The organism is Kitasatospora sp. NPDC001132 (assembly GCF_053598415.1).
The window spans coordinates 30,862-46,647 of the sequence record NZ_JBSFKF010000036.1; the positions used below are offsets into that span (position 1 = coordinate 30,862).

Sequence of the window (15,786 nt, forward strand, 5' to 3'; positions counted from 1 at the left end):
CCGCATCGCTCACGTTCGGCCCTCCCGCGCCCGCCCCGCGCTCAGCCCTGTCCGAGCGGGGCGGCCGCGGCGGACGCGAAGCCTTCCGGGTTGTCGAGCATGATGTTGTGTCCGCAGTCCGGCACCGCGACCACCCGTACGCCCGCCGCGCGCAGGGCGTCGGCACCCGCCGGCTCGCCGTCCGCCGCCGGGTGGAGGAAGGTGCGCGGGAGGTCGAGCCCGAGCAGCAGCTCGCGCATGGCCGGCACGGTCGCCCGCGCGAGGTAGCGGGCGCTGCGGTGGAGCGCCTCCGGCCCGGCCAGCCGCATGGTGGACCACCAGAACGGGCCGACCCGCTCGGCGACTTCGTCCCGGCCTCCGGCCAGGAACTCCTCCTCGGTGTAGGCCGCGATGCCGCTGCTGCCGGGGTGGCTCCGGTCGGGGTCGATCCGGTCCAGGTTGGCGTCCACCAGCAGCAGCCGCTCGACCAGCCGCGGGTGCCGCTGGGCGAGGACGATCGCCACCGCCCCGCCCATGCTGTGGCCGACCACCTCGACCCGGTCCGCCCCGGCGGCCGCCACCGCCGCCGCGACCGCGTCCGCGTGCTCCTCCAGCGTGTAGCCGAAGTCCGTCGGCCGGTCGCTGAGGCCGAAGCCCAGCAGGTCCAGCAGCAGTGAGCGCCGACCGGCGAGCAGCGGGTGGGTCGCCGCGGCCGCGAAGTAGGCCGGCGAGCTGGCGCCGAGCCCGTGCAGGTAGAGCCGGGCCGGCTCGGCACCGGGCAGCTCGACCCAGCGGATCCGGTCACCGTTCGGGGTGACGGGGGTTTCGCGCACGCTCGCTCGCTCCTGTTCCAGACGGGTGCCGCCTGTTCCAGGCGGGTGCCGGTCCCTGCGGAGTCCGGCGGACAACCAGGACGATACATCGATGTCAAGGTATAGCGGTAGCGAGATACCCATGCCCCGAGGGAGGGGATCTGAGAAAGTGGCCCCATGCTGAAGCTCGCGATCCTCGGGTTCCTGTACGACCGCCCCCTGCACGGCTACGAGCTGCGCCGCCACCTCGCCGCGCTCACCGGCCACGTCCGCCCGATCAGCGACGGCACGCTCTACCCCGCGATCAAGCGCCTGGAGGCCGACGGCCTGCTGGTCCGCGAGACCGAGCCGGGCAGCGCCGCCGCGCCCCGGCACACCCTGCACCTCACCGAGGCCGGCCGCGCCGCACTGCTCGACCGGCTCCGCGAACCCGAGGCGCTCGACGTCAGCGACGAGAACCGCTGGTTCACCCTGCTCGCCTTCCTGCGGCACCTCGCCGACCCCGCCGCCCAGGCCGCCGTGCTCCGCCGCCGGCTGGCCTTCCTCGCCGAACCGGCCAGCTTCTTCTACGAGGGCGACCGCCCCGTCGGCGCCGAGGAGTTCACCGACCCGTTCCGGCGCGGGCTGCTGCTGGTCGCCCGCGCCACCACCGAGGCCGAACTCGCCTGGCTGCACACGACCCTGGCCGAGCTGGAGGGCGACGGGCGGCCGGACGCACCGTAGACCGGACCCCCGAACACACCGCGACCCGAACACACCGCGACCCGAACGCGGCCGGCGCGCCGGCCGAACGGGCCGCGCCCACAACGCGCCGCGGCCCGCACCGACCGTCGAACGGTCGGCACGGGCCGCAGGGGCGCCCGCTTCTCTCGCTCCGTCGACGCAGAACACTTACCCCCTCGGGGTATATAGAACCCCCTTGCCGACGCCCTCTTCCCCCCGCACACCGGTCCGTGTTCCGATGAACGGCATGGCATCTGAGCGACGTGAGGGTTACGACGGAACGGGCGCTGGCCCGATCACCCCGGACGGCTGTGCCGTCGAGGTCTGGAGCCGCCTGCCCGTGGGCGACGCCCCGGACGTGATCGAGGCGGCCGTGCCGCCCGGCGCGCGCATCCTCGAACTCGGCTGCGGCGTCGGCCGGATGACGCACCCGCTGGTCGACCGCGGGTTCACCGTGACCGCCGTGGACGAGTCCGCCGACATGCTGGCCCGGGTCCGCTCCGACGTCCGCACGGTGCGCAGCCCGATCGAGGGGCTGGACCTCGGCGAGCACTTCGACGTCGTCATGCTCGCCTCCTTCCTGGTGCACGCCGGTGACGTGACGGTCCGCCGGGGCCTGCTGGAGACCTGCCGCCGGCACGTCACCGAGGACGGCTGCGTGCTGGTGCAGCGCGAGGGCGAGGACTGGCACCTGAACGTGCCGCGGGAGAACTCGATCGGCCCGGACGCCCGGGCCCGGCTGGTCTCGGCCACGCCGGTCGGAGACGGCGTCAACTCGGTCCGCTTCGAGTACGAATTCCCGGACGGAACCTGGTCGCAGACCTTCCTGTCCCGCCCGCTCAGCACCGAGGCCTTCGAAGGGGCGCTCGCGGAGGCCGGTCTGGTGGTCGAGCGCTACCTGACCGCGGACCGCACCTGGGTCCGGGCGCGGCCGGTGCTCTAACGACCGGTGCTCTAACGACCGGCGTTCCGGCGACCGGCACCCCCCGACGCCCTCCGAGCCCGGCGGTGCACCTGTGCGCAAAGCCGGAACAAAGGGTGAACAAAGAACCGTTACCTTCACCCCGTACCATCAGCCGCGCGCCTGGCTCGCGCGCGGCCCGCGGGCCCGGCGGGTCATGGCGGTCCCGAACGCCCTTCCGACCCGCAAGGACCCGCCCATGCCGCCCCTGCCCCACGCCCGACCGATATCCCCGGCGGGTGCCCGGTGATCGACTGGTTCCACGGGGCCGTCCTCGGCCTGATCCAGGGGCTCACCGAGTTCCTGCCGATCTCCTCCAGCGCCCACCTGCGGGTCTTCTCCGCCCTGTTCGGCTGGGACGACCCGGGGGCGGCGTTCACGGCCGTCACCCAGCTCGGCACCGAGACGGCGGTGCTGATCTACTTCCGCAAGGACATCGCCTCGATCATCAGGACCTGGGTGCTGTCCCTGTTCCGCCCGGCCCTGCGCTCGGACCCGGACGCGCGGATGGGCTGGTTCGTGATCATCGGCACCCTGCCGATCGGCATCCTGGGCAAGCTGTTCCAGGACACCATCGAGACCCACCTGCGCGACCTGCGGATCATCGGCACCACACTGATCGTCTTCGGCCTGATCCTGGCCTTCGCCGACCGCACCCGGGCCGTCCGCCACGCCCGTCCGATCACCGACCTGACGCTGCCGCACGCGGGCGTCTACGGCCTCGCCCAGGCGCTGGCGCTGATCCCGGGCGTGTCCCGCTCCGGCGGCACGATCAGCGCGGGCCTGCTGCTCGGCTACAGCCGGGAGGCCGCGGCCCGCTACTCGTTCCTGCTCGCCATCCCGGCGGTGCTCGCCTCGGGCGCGCTGGAGCTGTTCAAGATCGGCGAGGGCCCGGCCCCGGCCTGGGGACCGACCGTCCTGGCCACCTTGATCGCCTTCGTGGTCGGCTACGCGGCGATCGCCTGGTTCCTGAAGTACATCTCGAACAACAGCTTCATGCCGTTCGTGGTCTACCGGGTGCTGCTCGGCATTCTGATCATCGGGCTGGTCTTCGGCGGCGTGCTGGCTCCGGACGCGGGCGCGGTGAAGTAGGACGAAGCAGAAACCGGGTCGAACCGGAATCCGCTCGGTCCAGGATCGGGCCGAACGAGAACCCGGTTCCAGAAACACGGACCCGCGGAAAGCGAGTGGGCCGGGACACCGACACGGTGTCCCGGCCCACCGAACGTTGAGGACCCGGCCTGTCGACGCGACGACAGGCCCTAACGCCCGAACTCCCGGGCGGCGGTCAGTCGGCCGCGTACGGCGGCGTGGACCTCGGCCTCCTCGGCCGGGTCGGCGGCGAGCCTGCGCAACCGCTCCAGCACACGCGCGTCGCCCGTGGTGGCGACATGGCGCGCGGCGAGCTCACGCGTGGACTCCTCGCAGTCCCAGAGGCACTCGACGGCGGGCCCCTCGGGAAAGTGCACGTCGGTCGCGGCCAGCGCCTGGGCGGCGCGTCGGCGCAGTTCGGAGGAGGCGGCCTCCCCGTAGATGTGGCGCAGGACCGGTACGGCGTCGGCGGCGGCCAGCCGCCCCGCGCCGTCCACCAGCGACCCGAGCCCGGTGCCGCTGACCCCACGCACGGAGATCCAGCGGCGCAGCCCGGCCACCACCAGCGGCGCGTCGGCCGGTTCGCCGACGTCGGCGAGCAGCTGGACGGCGGCCTCACCGAGCGCGCTGTCGGCGCCGCCGCCGGCCGGGTCGGCCCAGCGGCGGGCGTGTGCCAGCACCTCCGGGCCGCGCATGCGGCCCAGCAGTTCCAGGGCGGCCCGGACGATCCGGTCGTCCACGTCCGCGGCGGCGGCCTCGATCAGCTCGACGGCGGCCGGGTCGCGTTGGTCGACCAGGTAGCGCAGGGCGGCCCGGCGGGCGCCCGGCAGGCCGTCGCGGGCCGCTTCCAGCAGCAGCGGGCGGTCCTCCGGCCGGACCACGGCGGTCAGGCAGCGGGCGGCCGCGGCGGCGCGGCGGTCCACCGCGTCGGGGCCGGACTGCGCGTCGGTGCCGCGGGCGGGCTCCGGGCGGGCGTCGGGCCGGCCCAGGAAGGCGCCCACGCCGAGGCCGCCGAGTTCGCCCTGGTCGGCCCAGGCCAGCACGTCGGCGGTGGACCACCCGGGGGTGACGCCGCTGCGGTTGACCTGGCGCTGCCACAGGTCGAAGGGTGACTGTTCGCTGGCCGCCGCCACTCTGGGGTGGTAGGCCGCCCACAGCCGCCAGGGCCGGGGCTCGTAGGCGTTGCGGATGAACTCGCGCAGCTCGGCGTCGCCCTCGGGGCCCGGCGCGAAGCGGTCGAGCACGGCGGTGCCGAGCAGCAGCAGGCCGCGGTCGTCGTCGCGCAGGGCGAGTTCGTCGAGGGCCCAGGACCAGTTGGCGCCCGTGGCGGCGTACTCGCGCAGCATCAGCAGCGCGTCGCGCCGGCCGTACGCGGCGAGGTGGCCCAGGACGGAAAGGGCGAGGCCGGTGCGGCTCTCGTCGTCGGTGATCAGGTCCTCGGCGGAGTGGAGGTGGTCCTCGATGCCTTCGAGGGGGGCTTCCAGCTCCATGTAGAGGCGCGCGTAGTAGAGGGACCGGCTCTCGACCTGCCAGTCGGCTCGCGGGTCCCTGGTGACGCACTCCTCCAGCGCGGCGATGGCCTCGGCACGATCGGCGGCCAGCGCGTGGAGCTGCCCGTCTCCGCGACCTCTCTGAAGGAGGCCTAGGAGGCTGGCACTGGGTGCTATCACTGGCTCGAACATGAGGTCAGCATCCGTTGCGGCGGTCGTAGTGGCAACGGGATTTCCGTCGCCGGGGTCTCTGGTCGGTACTGCGGTGGGCGCCCGGGCGCCGGAATCACCGAAGGTTACCGCCTCGGGACCCCTTCCGCACACAGGGCGACGGAGGCTCCGGCCACAGTGGCATATGCCAGTGGAACTTTGCCTGCGTTCTGTCCAAATCGCCCACACGGGTGACGACGCTGTGCGACAGTTTCCTCACTGTCCGAACGACCCGCCCGCCGCGGGCCGCACCCGAGCGATGGGCCCGCCATGACCATGCCCCCCTTAGGCGCCACCCGCCCGCCGGGGGCCGCCACGGTGGACGGCGCCCCGACGGGCGGGAGCGGCGCGCCGGGCGTCGGCCGCGGCACCGCGGCCGACACGGGGGGCGGCGACGGCACGGATGACACCGACAGCGGAACGGACGGCAGAGTGGACGGCACGGCACAGGAGCCGTCCGGCCCGTACCTCGGCGACGGCGGCGACCACCACGGGATCGACGACGGCCTGCTCGGCTCCGCCGAATGGGACCTGCTGACCGACGGGGTCCGCTGGAGCCAGGAGACGTACCTCCTCCTCGGCTGCGATCCGGCCCGCGGCCCGCTCAGCCTCGACCGGCTGCCCGACCGCCTCCCCGAGGCGGACCGGCCGCTGCTGCGGCGGATGATGACCGACGCCCTGGTGCACGGCCGCCACGCCGCCGGCACCCTGCGGATCCGCCGCCCCGACGGGCGGCACGACGGCGTCGAGTGCGCGGGCGAGCCCGTCCTCGGCACGGACGGCACCGTCATCGCGCTGCACATGCTGCTCCGCCCGGCCCCGCCGTCCTGAGCCGACGCCCCGTCCCGGGCAGCACCCCGGGCACGCACCCCCAGGCAGGCGCCCCCGGAGCCACTCGCTCCCGGGCCCGCACGCCCGGGGCTTCCCCCGCAGCCCGTCAGGTCAACCGCGGCCGGTTCTTGGCGTCCGCCGTCCGCAGCGCCCGGCCCAGCTCCTCCCGCAGCTCGTCCACCACCGGCAGCCCCCGGTACTGCGCGGTCAGCCGGTACATCTCGCGCAGCCGGTCCCAGGTCCGGTGCGAGGAGTTCTGGCCGATCAGGTTCATCACCATCTTGGCCTGGAACTGCGCCGCGTCCGGCTCGCCGGTGATCAGGTGCACCGAGGCCAGGGTGATCCGGTCGAACAGCGCCGACCGCAACTGCCCGGTGCCCTCCCGCAGGGTGATCACCCGCTCCGCGTGCCGGCGGGCCTCGGGAGCCGCCCCCGGGTCGTGCTCGGAGAGCGTGCGCAGCACCAGGGCCTGCATGCCGCGCAGTTCCGCCTCGTCGAACACCTGCATCCACGAGGGCGGTGGCTCCGGCGCCTCCTCGCCGAACAGCTCCTCGGCCTCCCCGAGCAGCCGGTAGGTGTCCTGGGAGTGCCCGATCGAGGCGTGCGCCCACGCCTCGACGGTGTTGAGCATGGCGCGCGTTCTGGGCGCCGTCCGCCCACCGGTCGCCTTGGCCGCCGCCATCAGCTCGAGCGCGTCGTCGGCCCGGCCCAGGTGCACCATCTGCCGCGCGGCCCGGGAGATCGCCTCGCCGGCCCTCGGCCGGTCGCCGGCTTCCTTGGCCGCGTCGGCCGCGATCATGAAGTACTTCTGGGCGGTGGGCTCCAGGCCCACGTCGTGCGACATCCAGCCCGCCAGCACCGCCAGGTTGGCCGCGACCAGCCACAACCGCTGCTCCACGGCGGGCTCGTGCCGGTGCGTCAACAGGCCGCCGACCTCGTTCAGTTGACCGACCACCGCCTTGCGCTGCAAGCCGCCGCCGCGGGCCGCGTCCCAGGCCCGGAACACCTGTACCGAGTGCTCCAGCGACTCCACCTCGTCGAGCCCGACCGGGCCCGCGTCGTACACGTCCACCGCCGGGTGCGCTCCGCTCCCGGTGACCACCTGTCGTGGCCCGGGGACGGAGGCCGCGTACGCGACCGCGTCCCCGGACAACCAGCCCTTCAGCGAGTCGGCGATGACCGCCCCGGCCGTGAGCGCCGCTCCGGCACCCACCAATCCACGTCGGTTCAGCATGAGGTCCATTCCCGTGAACTCGGTGAGGACCGCGGCTGTTCGATCCGGCGACCATGGCACTGCTGCGGACGCGTCCGCCCCGGACCTGGTGGGCCGGTGTCGTTCCAGACCGAGGTCCTCAGTGGTGACGACACGGCCGAGCCGCTCCGTGAACACGGCCGCCAGCACCCTCGGCACCGGATCGCGCGGGATCTCCCCCTGCTCGATCCAACGCCGTACCCTCGACGTGTCGGTGGACAGCTGCAGCTGCCCCATCGCGGCACCCCGACGGTTGACCAGCCGCGCCAGCTCGCCCTTCGACCATCCGGTCAGGACGAACAGATCGGCCAGTCGGGTGTTGGGTTCCCTACTCAACGAAGCCCCCAGGTTCCTCGGCTGATCCGAGGCTAGAGGCTCCGGCGAGCACCGGGCGAGCATTCGCCACCGTTCGCCAGGGCCCGCCAGACTACAAAGCCAGTGCCCGACGGGTGTGTTGTAGGGGTGCGCCACCTCGCCCCCCGGGTCGGGCGGCGTCCCACCACCGTCGGGACTGTCCCCCGACGGTGGTACGGGGCGCTCCCGGTCCTCACCCGAGGGGGTGGCGCGGCCGGGTGGCGCGGGAGCGCCGGGCACGGCCACGGCAGTCCGGCCGACCGCATTCCCCAGGGTGCGGACGGCCGGAACAACACCGCCGAACAGGGGTTCCCACCCCGCGTCCGTGCCCGGCGCCCGCGCACCACCCACCCCACCGCACGACGTACGCGTGAAGCACCGCACCCCACGACGTACCGCACCACCCGCAGGGCCGCCGTCACGCCAGGAAGCACACGGCACCGGCCCTCCCCCGCCCCCGCGGGGCAGCACCCGCCGACGGACCGGAAGGGACCACCCTCACCCCATGTACTCCTCAGCGACGACCCCCACGCCCGCCGCGGCCCGCCCCGCGCTGCGCCCCCCCGCCGCAGCCGTCGGCCGCACCGGCCCCAGGGCGGTGCCCCCGGCGAGCCGCCCCTCGGCTCCGCGCGGCACCGAGGGCCGGGCCACGGACACCCGGGTCGTCCCGACCGGCCGTACGGCGCTGGGCCCCGCCGGCCGCACCGCGCTGGGCCTGCGCGGCCCCGACACGGGCATGCCGGCCGGTGGCCGGATGCCGCTGGCCCGGCAGGCCGACGGCCAGGTGCTGCGGGCCCGGCGGCCCGTCCAGCCCGGCGGCCCGGAGCGGATCGACCCCTCGGCGCTCCAGACCCCGGCCGTCCGGGCGGCGCTCGCCAGTGTCGCGCGGATATGTCCCGCGTTCACCCCGCGCCAGGTCCTGCGCGAGGGCAGCCGCCACATCCTGGTGGCGGGCACCATCGGGCGGGCCCCGGTGGTCGCCAAGTGCCTGGCGCCGCAGGCGGTGCGGAGTGAGTACTTCGAGCAGCTGGTGGCCGACTTCCACCACGAGGTGGCGGTCTACCGGGCGTTCGTCCGGCACCGCCCGCCGGTGCGGCTGCCCCGGCTGGTGGCGGCCGACCACGACCGGTGCGTGCTGGTCATGGAGCGCGTCCCGGGGCGCCCGGCGGCCCGCGAGCGCCACCCGGTCAACGCGCCGACCCCGGGCGAGGTGCGGGCACTGCTCACCGCGGTCCGCACGCTCAACCTGTGGCGGCCGCCGACCGACGTCTTCCAGCCGCGCCTGGACTACCAGTTGGAGATCGCCCGCTACCACTCGGTGGGCCAGCTCACCGACCGGGACGCCGGCGACCTGCGCGGCCTGCTGCACGGCCTCGGCAACACCCCGCTCCAGCTCTGCCACGGCGACGCCCTGCTCAGCAACATGCTGCTGGCGCCGTCAGGACCGGTGCTGGTCGACTGGGAGCAGGCCGGCTGGTACCTGCCCGGCTACGACTTGGCGGTGCTCTGGAGCGTCCTGTCCGGGGACACCGCGGCGCGGCGCCAGATCAGCCAACTCGCCCAGAGCGGCGGCACGATGGCCCGGGACGCCTTCCTGGTGAACCTGGTGCTGGTGCTGATGCGGGAGATCCGGCTGTACGACGTGCCGGGCGCAGGCGAGGAGCAGCGGATCATGATCCGCCGGCTCTACGACGACGCGGCGCTCGCCCGCCGCGCCGTCCGCGCCGCGGTCGGGACCCGCTGAGCCGCGGGGGTCCGACGACGGGCCCGCGGCTCAGGGCCTCACGGCCGGGCGCCCCGTTCCAGGGCGGCCCGGCCGGCGGCCTCCAGCACGGTCTCGTCCGGTGCCAGGTGCACCCGGCTGCTGAGCACGTCCCGCAGGTAGCGCTCCAGCGGGTGGCGCCGGCTCAGGCCGGGGCTGCCGGTGAGGGCGACGGCCTGCTGGACCACCGCCGTCGCGGCCCGGGTGGCCAGCAGCTGGGCCGGTCCGGTGCGGGCGACGGCCTCCGGCTCACCCAGGTCCACCCGGGGGGCCAGGCCCTCGACCAGTTCCTCGGCACCGATCAGCTGGGCCTCGATCTCGCCGAGGGCGGTCCGGTAGCGGGGCAGGGTGCCGAGCGGCTCGGTCAGGTTGGCCGGGGTGCGCTGGCTGAGGAAGCGGACGAGCCAGGCCTCGGCGGCCCGGGCGACGCCGATCGCCACCGCGGAGAGGGCCAGGTCGTGCCAGGCGCGGGCGAGTTCGGCCTCGGAGGGCTCGGAGGCCCGGGACGATTCGGAGGCCCGGGGCGATTCGGCCCCGGAGTCGGCTCCCTGACGGCCCGTCCGACGACCGGCCGTCAGGCCGAGCGCGAGGTCGCCCGGCACCCGGACCTCGTCCAGCACGACGTCGTGACTGGCGCTGGCCCGCAGGCCGAGCTGGTCCCAGGTCGGGTCGATCTCCAGGCCCTCGCTCTCGCCGCGGACCAGGAAGGTGCCGATCCTCGGCTCCTCCTCGTCGGTCCGTGCGGTGACCGCCATCCAGGCGAGCGCCTCGGCGCCGGCGCAGTACGTCTTACGGCCCGTCAGCAGCCAGTCGTCACCGTCCCGGCGGGCGACCGTCGCGGGCAGTTCGCCCGCCCCGGTGCCGGGCTCGGCCCGCAGCGTGTTGACCAGGACCGGGCCGCGCCGGGACTCGGCGAGCAGCCGCCGGTAGCTGGCCGCCGGCCAGTCGGCGCGGCGGGCCTGCTCGGCGTGCCGGAGCAGGGTGAAGGCGGTGACCACGGCCACCGAGGCGTCGCCGCGGCCGAGTTGGGAAAGCACCCGGACGGTGTCGGCGAGCGTTCCGCCCGGACCACCGTACCGCGCGGAGACGGTGAGGGTGAGCAGTCCGGCCTCGTGGACCGCCTCGATCCCCTGGTACGGGAAGGTCGCGTCGCGGTCGTGCTCCTCGGCGCGGGCCGCCAGCAGGTCGACCACCCGGGGCAGCCCGGCGAGGGCGGCCCGGATCGCGGTGCGGTCGGGCACGCGGTCGGCGGTGCCGGCGGACGCGGAACCGCCGGATGCGGAACGGGTGGGCGTGGAACCGGTGGGTTCGAGATGGCCGGATTCGGACCCGTCGGAATCCGCCGACGGAGCGGCGGTCCGGGAGCGGCGCCCGGCGGAGGCCGTCGTGGCCGGAGCGCTCCCGGGCGAACGAGCGGCGGCGGAGCGGTCGGAGCGGTCGTCGGCGGAGCGCTCCGCGGACACGCGGTCCTCGGACGAACGATCGACGGTCGAACGGTTGGCGGCGCGGGTCGTCATGGTGCTGTGCCTCCGGGCGGGCAGCGTGGGCTCGGCGAATGCGGGCGGCACGCCGTACGGGCGCGCGGTACCGGATGGGCGGCCCCGGAGGCCGACTCACGGCCGCCCCTGGTTTCGGCGCCGACCGGACAACCCGGCCGACCGCCCGCCGCCGGGGAAGGGATCCCCCTCAGCGGCCCGGACACGCCGCACTGGCGGTCCGCCGCAGGTCCAGATGCCTGCGACGGGTCAGCAGCGGAAGACGGCACGGCATGTTCGCGACTGTACGAACCGTTGATCGATACCGTCAAGCGGCGCCCGACCCCCGGACGGAGCCGGCCGGAGTCGGCTGGAGCCGGGCGGCTCCGCCGGGATCAGCCCTGCTGGAACATGTCCGCCGGGAGCGGCTTCAGCAGCTGATACAGGTCGTCCGAAATCGGTCGGTCCCAGGAGGCGATGGTGACCAGGACGCCGTCGCTGCGGCCGAACTGGGCGCAGAACACGCGTTCCTCGCTGACCTTGACCTTCTTCACGATCAGCAGGTCGTCCCCGAGCATGACCGGGAAGTCCTCGGCCGAGACGAACTCGACCGGCTCGTCGTTCTCCAGCGCCGCGAGCAGCTGACGCACCTCGAACGGCACGTCGTCGCCGGTCTCCCGGGCGGGCGAACCCTCGGGGAGGTTGCCGATGAACATCGCCGGGCCTCTGCCGCCGAACAGGTCGTAGCGCAGGAAGATCCCCTGGCAGGAGCCGTCCGGGCCGGTCATCATGGCCGCACCGAAGTCACCGGGCCAGTCGCCCGGGTCCATCGCGAGCACGTCGAAGTCCGGGCCGGCGGGCTGTCCGGAGCGACGGCGGAGAAAAGACATGGGAACATCGTACGTGCCCGGCACACCACGCTCGCGAGGTGGGTGGGGCACCGCCGAGGGACGGCCGGGAGATCGACGCTCAGAGACCAATGTTGACTCTGAGCAACCGTCCGGGCTACGTTCGGTTCAGCACGACAGCCGTTCTGGGTTTCACCCTCCGGGGGGACGGCATGTCGCAACGCGGCCCTACACGCGTTTCCCTCACCGTGCACTTGTCGTGCCGAACTGCCGAGCACCCAGCTTCGTCGTCGCACACAGCACAAACACAAGCCAACAGTTCCATGCACCACAAGCCAGATCCGCGGGGCCCCGGCCCGTCGCTCCGTGGATCTGCTCGGGACGCCGCCGCGTGGGGGCGTGCGGGTCCCGAGCACCGGTGCCGTCATCCGAGTCGCTCTCGGGTTCGGCGCCAAACCTCCCGGCGACTGCCGGCCCCCTCGTGGGGCCGGGACCGGCCGACGCACCCCCGGTGCGCAGGGGATGACTGGGAGGATGGCCTGGCAACTGCCGGGCCGCACAGCAGGCGCCGTGTCTGGCCGCGTGGGGGCGGTGGGCACGGCGTCTGCCCGTGCTCTTACTCTGAGCTGCGTTTGTCTAACAGTCAACAGAAATTCTGACGTGGCACGCTCAATGGATCATCACTTGTGATGTTCGGACCCGAAAGATCGCCTGCGGAGCGGACCCCCGTCGGTCGGGGGTCCGCTCCCGCCGTGAACGGCCCGGCGCGCCGCCTCAGGTGAGGTCGAACTCGCCGTCCCGGGCGCCGAGCACGAAGGCCCGCCACTCGCCCGGCGTGAAGACCAGGACCGGCCCGTCCTCCTGGCGGCCGTCCCGCATCCCGATGTATCCGTCCACGAAGGCGATCTGCACGTCTCCGACGCCCTGACTGCTGCACAGCCACTCCGCGCCGGTGAAGTCCACCTTGGGCTTCCCGTTCCGCGCCAGCTCCGGCTGCGCCACGCCGGCCTCCGTGTCCGTCCCGCTGTTGGATCCCACTTGACCGATCTCCTCCCGACGGCATTCCGGGGCCAGCCTAGCCACACCGCCCGGCCCCGGTCAGCGGGTTGACGAGGACTCCCACGAGCGGGGACGGGCACGGCCGGAGGAGGGGTCGAGGCGTGTCCCGACCGGCGGGGGCGGCGGGCAGCTGCCAGAGTGCTGCCAGGGCGCCGCCCGACGGCCTTCCCGACCCGGGGCCCCGGGGAACCCGGAGGCCGTCGGCGGTTCCGCGGAGGCCTGGCCGCCGCCGTGCTGCCCCACCGAGCCGTCGGGCCCGAATACTGGATTCGAACGCTTTGTCTGATGGTCCGAACTGTCTGACGGTCCGAACGTTCCACCCACCGATCCGCTCAAGGGAGCAGCCGATGAGCCGCCGGGACGGCACCCGCGCCGACGTCATCCCCATCTCCGACGCCCCCTCGGCCCATCCCCCGGCACCCCGCACGCCCCACTCGCGCACCCCGCTGCCCCGGCCGACCCCCGCCCGGCCCGCCGCGCACGGGCGGGTCGGGATCGTCCTGGTCTCGCACAGCCAGGAACTGGCCACCGCCGTACGTTCCCTCGCGCTGGTGTTGACCGGATCCGACTCCCCCGCGCCGATCGCGGCGACCGGCGGCGACCCGTCGGACGGGCCGGGCATCAGCGCGGTCCTGGTCGCCGCCGCGACCCGCCGGGTGGACCAGGGCCACGGCGTGGTGGTGCTCGCGGACCTCGGTCGGGCGGTCACCACCGTCCGCGCGCTGCTGTCCGAGGCGGACGAGCACGGGCTGCCGTTCCCGGTCCGGTTCGCCAACGCGCCGTTCGTCGAGGGCGCGGTGGCCGCCGCCGCGACCGCCACCGCGGGCGGGGACCTGGCCGCGGTGCTGGACGCAGCGGAGGAGGCCTACCGGCAGTACAAGGGCTGAACGGCGTGGGCGGGCTCGGGGGGTGTGGGCAGGCTCAGGGCCGTGGGCGGGCTCGGGGCCGTGGGCGGGCAGGTGTGGCGCGGGGCGCGGGCTCAGGGGCGCTCCTTGCCCTCCCAGGTGAAGACCACCGGGCCCTCGCACTCCAGCGCGTGGCGCAGCCGCTCGTGCTCGCTCTCGATCATCGGCGGCAGCTCGTCCAGCCCGAACCAGCCGACCTCCAGCGACTCGTCGTCGTTCACCCGCGCCTCGCCGCCGACCGCGCGGCAGCGGAAGGTCAGCACCAGGTACTGCGTCACATCGCCGTTCGGGTACGTGACCTGCGGCGAGACCGTGACGGAGGCGAGCAGCTCGGGCACGACCACCACCCCGGTCTCCTCCTCGCACTCGCGCACCACACCGTCGGCGGGCTGCTCGCCGGGGTCGAGGATGCCGCCGACCGGAGCCCACCGGCCGTCGTCGGCTCGGCGGGCGAGCAGCACCCGGTCACGGTCGTCCAGCACGACGGCGACGACGGCGCTCAGCCAGAGCGGACGGGTGCCCACGACGGCGCGGAGTTCGGCGAGGAAGGGGGGAATGGCCATGGGCCGCAGCCTAGCGGGGCGGCTCAGGGCCGACCCGGAGCGCCCGGCCGGTATCGGGCCGCAGCAGGGCGAGCACGGTGAGCCCGAGGATGTGCAGGTCGAGCCCGAGCGAGCGGTGCTCCACGTACCAGAGATCGAGCTCGGCCCACTCGGGGCGGCTGAGCGGGCGGGGTGTCCGGCTGCGACTCAACGCGTGCAGCTGGGCCCAGCCGGTGAGACCGGGCCGGACCGCGAGTCGGCCGCGCTCGCGGCGGGAGTAGCGCACCACCTGCTCGGGGCCGGCCGGCCACGGCCCGATGACCCCCATCTCGCCGCGCGCCACGTTCCACAGCCGCGGCAGCTCGTCCAGGCCGGTGCGGCGCAGCAGGACGGCGAGCCGGTCGTCCCCGTCGGTCCGGAAGCGCAGGATCTGGAACTCGCGGCCGTGCCGGCCGGCCCTGGTCTGGCGCTGGAGGACCGGGCCGCCGGTGGTGCGGCGGAGCAGGACGGCGATCAGCAGGGCCAGTGGCAGCGCGACGATCGCGGTCAGGGCGATGACGGCGAGGTCGCCGACGCGTCTCATGAGGTGGCCACGGCACGGTCCGGTCCACCGCCCATCGCTCCCCCTCCGCGGCGCCTCGAGCCGGAAGAACGCATTCACAGTAGAGGCGGGACGTGGCCGCCGTTCCGGGAACGGGGAAAGAAGAGGGGTCATGATTGTCCGACTGGACGATATTCAGTCGGTCTGACCAATTTCGCTCGATTCGCCGTTTCGGAATGCCGAGGGCGATCGACGCTACGGGGTGGGGGCGACGGCCGGGAACCAGCCCAACGAACGGCCGGTACCCGGCCGGGGCGTTCTCAGAGCGCGGCGCGGCGCCGGCCACGCAACACGCCGAAGGCGATCCGGCCGAGCAGCAGGACTCCGGCGGCCAGGCAGCCGGCCACCGCCATCGCCCAGGCCGGCCCGTCACTGTCCGGCACGAACACGGCCACGACGATACCGAGCGCCAGGCAGGCCAGGCCCACCAGGGCCAACGGGAGCTGGTAGGTGACCAGGGCTCCGCCACTGCACACGCGAGCCATCCGGGAGGCCCCGTGAAGGTGGAAGGGGTCACGGTCCGCATCTGCCATGAGCCCAAGGTACCCCGGGGCGGCGCGGGCGGCAGCCCGCAGGGAGTGGTCATTCGAACGCGCTGTGCAACCGGATGATTCGGGCAGGTCAGGGGCTCGCCGAGGCCACCGCGAAGTGTGTCCGAGACGTCTGCACGGGCATTCCAGCTCCACAATCAGTCCACGAAAAATCCTCGTCCCCCCGGCACAACCATCCGTCCGGCGCAGCGGTCTCAATGGCATCGAGTGATCCAGGAGCCGTTCGAGGGACGGGTGTGAACCCCCCACCGAGAACAGGAAAGTCCAGGAGCGGAGCCGCCGCCCCTGGAGTCGGAGGCCGGGCTCCGTCCTCCGGCGGTACCGCCACGCCGCTCGGCG

Annotated in this window: 16 protein-coding genes; 6 read left to right on the top strand and 10 right to left on the bottom strand. The window is 74.1% G+C overall.

Annotated elements, in window-relative coordinates; translation table 11 throughout:
* Nucleotides 1–41: 41 nt before the first annotated feature.
* Nucleotides 42–812 (bottom strand): alpha/beta fold hydrolase, encoded by a 771-nt coding sequence (locus tag ACWDBE_RS33010; protein WP_449809739.1) that lies wholly within the window; start codon nucleotides 810–812, stop codon nucleotides 42–44.
* 156 nt (nucleotides 813–968) lie between these two features.
* On the opposite strand from ACWDBE_RS33010, the gene ACWDBE_RS33015 reads away from it, so the two are divergent.
* The 3 genes from ACWDBE_RS33015 (at nucleotide 969) to ACWDBE_RS33025 (ending at nucleotide 3,567) form a co-directional block, all read left to right on the top strand.
* Nucleotides 969–1,514, top strand: coding sequence for a PadR family transcriptional regulator (locus ACWDBE_RS33015; protein WP_449792071.1), 546 nt, complete (start codon nucleotides 969–971; stop codon nucleotides 1,512–1,514).
* Nucleotides 1,515–1,761: 247 nt separating this feature from the next.
* Nucleotides 1,762–2,457 carry a class I SAM-dependent methyltransferase gene (locus ACWDBE_RS33020; protein WP_449792072.1) on the top strand — a complete coding sequence of 232 codons (696 nt, stop codon included), beginning with the start codon at nucleotides 1,762–1,764 and terminating at the stop codon, nucleotides 2,455–2,457.
* Nucleotides 2,458–2,724: 267 nt separating this feature from the next.
* Nucleotides 2,725–3,567, top strand: coding sequence for an undecaprenyl-diphosphate phosphatase (locus ACWDBE_RS33025; protein WP_449792104.1), 843 nt, complete (start codon nucleotides 2,725–2,727; stop codon nucleotides 3,565–3,567).
* 170 nt (nucleotides 3,568–3,737) lie between these two features.
* Here ACWDBE_RS33025 and ACWDBE_RS33030 read toward each other — a convergent pair whose 3' ends face one another.
* Nucleotides 3,738–5,249 (bottom strand): HEAT repeat domain-containing protein, encoded by a 1,512-nt coding sequence (locus tag ACWDBE_RS33030; protein ID WP_449809740.1) that lies wholly within the window; start codon nucleotides 5,247–5,249, stop codon nucleotides 3,738–3,740.
* Nucleotides 5,250–5,537: 288 nt separating this feature from the next.
* On the opposite strand from ACWDBE_RS33030, the gene ACWDBE_RS33035 reads away from it, so the two are divergent.
* Complete coding sequence (locus tag ACWDBE_RS33035) at nucleotides 5,538–6,098, top strand: PAS domain-containing protein (RefSeq protein WP_449809741.1); 561 nt, start codon at nucleotides 5,538–5,540, stop codon at nucleotides 6,096–6,098.
* Nucleotides 6,099–6,204: 106 nt separating this feature from the next.
* Here ACWDBE_RS33035 and ACWDBE_RS33040 read toward each other — a convergent pair whose 3' ends face one another.
* Complete coding sequence (locus tag ACWDBE_RS33040) at nucleotides 6,205–7,686, bottom strand: DNA-binding protein NsdB (RefSeq protein WP_449792075.1); 1,482 nt, start codon at nucleotides 7,684–7,686, stop codon at nucleotides 6,205–6,207.
* Nucleotides 7,687–8,440: 754 nt separating this feature from the next.
* On the opposite strand from ACWDBE_RS33040, the gene ACWDBE_RS33045 reads away from it, so the two are divergent.
* Nucleotides 8,441–9,448 carry an aminoglycoside phosphotransferase family protein gene (locus ACWDBE_RS33045; protein WP_392921060.1) on the top strand — a complete coding sequence of 336 codons (1,008 nt, stop codon included), beginning with the start codon at nucleotides 8,441–8,443 and terminating at the stop codon, nucleotides 9,446–9,448.
* 38 nt (nucleotides 9,449–9,486) lie between these two features.
* Here ACWDBE_RS33045 and ACWDBE_RS33050 read toward each other — a convergent pair whose 3' ends face one another.
* The 4 genes from ACWDBE_RS33050 to ACWDBE_RS33065 all read right to left on the bottom strand — a co-directional run bounded on the left by ACWDBE_RS33050 (nucleotide 9,487) and on the right by ACWDBE_RS33065 (nucleotide 12,791).
* Nucleotides 9,487–10,707, bottom strand: a complete 1,221-nt coding sequence (locus tag ACWDBE_RS33050) for an acyl-CoA dehydrogenase family protein (RefSeq protein WP_449809742.1) — start codon at nucleotides 10,705–10,707, stop codon at nucleotides 9,487–9,489.
* Nucleotides 10,708–11,152: 445 nt separating this feature from the next.
* Entirely contained in the window at nucleotides 11,153–11,236 is an 84-nt protein-coding gene (locus tag ACWDBE_RS33055; protein ID WP_350526312.1) for a putative leader peptide, read from the bottom strand.
* Between the two features lie 100 nt (nucleotides 11,237–11,336).
* A complete protein-coding gene (locus ACWDBE_RS33060; RefSeq protein WP_030058989.1) occupies nucleotides 11,337–11,831 on the bottom strand; it encodes a hypothetical protein in 495 nt (164 codons plus the stop codon).
* 732 nt (nucleotides 11,832–12,563) lie between these two features.
* Entirely contained in the window at nucleotides 12,564–12,791 is a 228-nt protein-coding gene (locus tag ACWDBE_RS33065; protein WP_449792105.1) for a DUF397 domain-containing protein, read from the bottom strand.
* A 404-nt stretch (nucleotides 12,792–13,195) separates the two neighbouring features.
* On the opposite strand from ACWDBE_RS33065, the gene ACWDBE_RS33070 reads away from it, so the two are divergent.
* Nucleotides 13,196–13,735, top strand: coding sequence for a PTS-dependent dihydroxyacetone kinase phosphotransferase subunit DhaM (locus tag ACWDBE_RS33070; RefSeq protein ID WP_449792077.1), 540 nt, complete (start codon nucleotides 13,196–13,198; stop codon nucleotides 13,733–13,735).
* Nucleotides 13,736–13,827: 92 nt separating this feature from the next.
* Here ACWDBE_RS33070 and ACWDBE_RS33075 read toward each other — a convergent pair whose 3' ends face one another.
* The 3 genes from ACWDBE_RS33075 to ACWDBE_RS33085 all read right to left on the bottom strand — a co-directional run bounded on the left by ACWDBE_RS33075 (nucleotide 13,828) and on the right by ACWDBE_RS33085 (nucleotide 15,372).
* Nucleotides 13,828–14,316, bottom strand: coding sequence for an NUDIX hydrolase (locus ACWDBE_RS33075; RefSeq protein ID WP_449792078.1), 489 nt, complete (start codon nucleotides 14,314–14,316; stop codon nucleotides 13,828–13,830).
* Between the two features lie 10 nt (nucleotides 14,317–14,326).
* Nucleotides 14,327–14,878 (bottom strand): sugar transferase, encoded by a 552-nt coding sequence (locus ACWDBE_RS33080; protein ID WP_449809743.1) that lies wholly within the window; start codon nucleotides 14,876–14,878, stop codon nucleotides 14,327–14,329.
* Between the two features lie 278 nt (nucleotides 14,879–15,156).
* Entirely contained in the window at nucleotides 15,157–15,372 is a 216-nt protein-coding gene (locus tag ACWDBE_RS33085; protein ID WP_449809744.1) for a hypothetical protein, read from the bottom strand.
* Nucleotides 15,373–15,786 lie beyond the last annotated feature (414 nt).

Coding starts and splice junctions, on each gene's coding strand:
- ACWDBE_RS33015 (WP_449792071.1), top strand. CDS start 969: ATGCTGAAGCTCGCGATCCTCGGGTTCCTGTACGACCGCCCCCTGCAC.
- ACWDBE_RS33020 (WP_449792072.1), top strand. CDS start 1,762: ATGGCATCTGAGCGACGTGAGGGTTACGACGGAACGGGCGCTGGCCCG.
- ACWDBE_RS33030 (WP_449809740.1), bottom strand. CDS start 5,249: ATGTTCGAGCCAGTGATAGCACCCAGTGCCAGCCTCCTAGGCCTCCTT.
- ACWDBE_RS33035 (WP_449809741.1), top strand. CDS start 5,538: ATGACCATGCCCCCCTTAGGCGCCACCCGCCCGCCGGGGGCCGCCACG.
- ACWDBE_RS33045 (WP_392921060.1), top strand. CDS start 8,441: ATGCCGGCCGGTGGCCGGATGCCGCTGGCCCGGCAGGCCGACGGCCAG.
- ACWDBE_RS33055 (WP_350526312.1), bottom strand. CDS start 11,236: ATGCCGTGCCGTCTTCCGCTGCTGACCCGTCGCAGGCATCTGGACCTG.
- ACWDBE_RS33060 (WP_030058989.1), bottom strand. CDS start 11,831: ATGTCTTTTCTCCGCCGTCGCTCCGGACAGCCCGCCGGCCCGGACTTC.
- ACWDBE_RS33070 (WP_449792077.1), top strand. CDS start 13,196: ATGAGCCGCCGGGACGGCACCCGCGCCGACGTCATCCCCATCTCCGAC.
- ACWDBE_RS33075 (WP_449792078.1), bottom strand. CDS start 14,316: ATGGCCATTCCCCCCTTCCTCGCCGAACTCCGCGCCGTCGTGGGCACC.
- ACWDBE_RS33080 (WP_449809743.1), bottom strand. CDS start 14,878: ATGAGACGCGTCGGCGACCTCGCCGTCATCGCCCTGACCGCGATCGTC.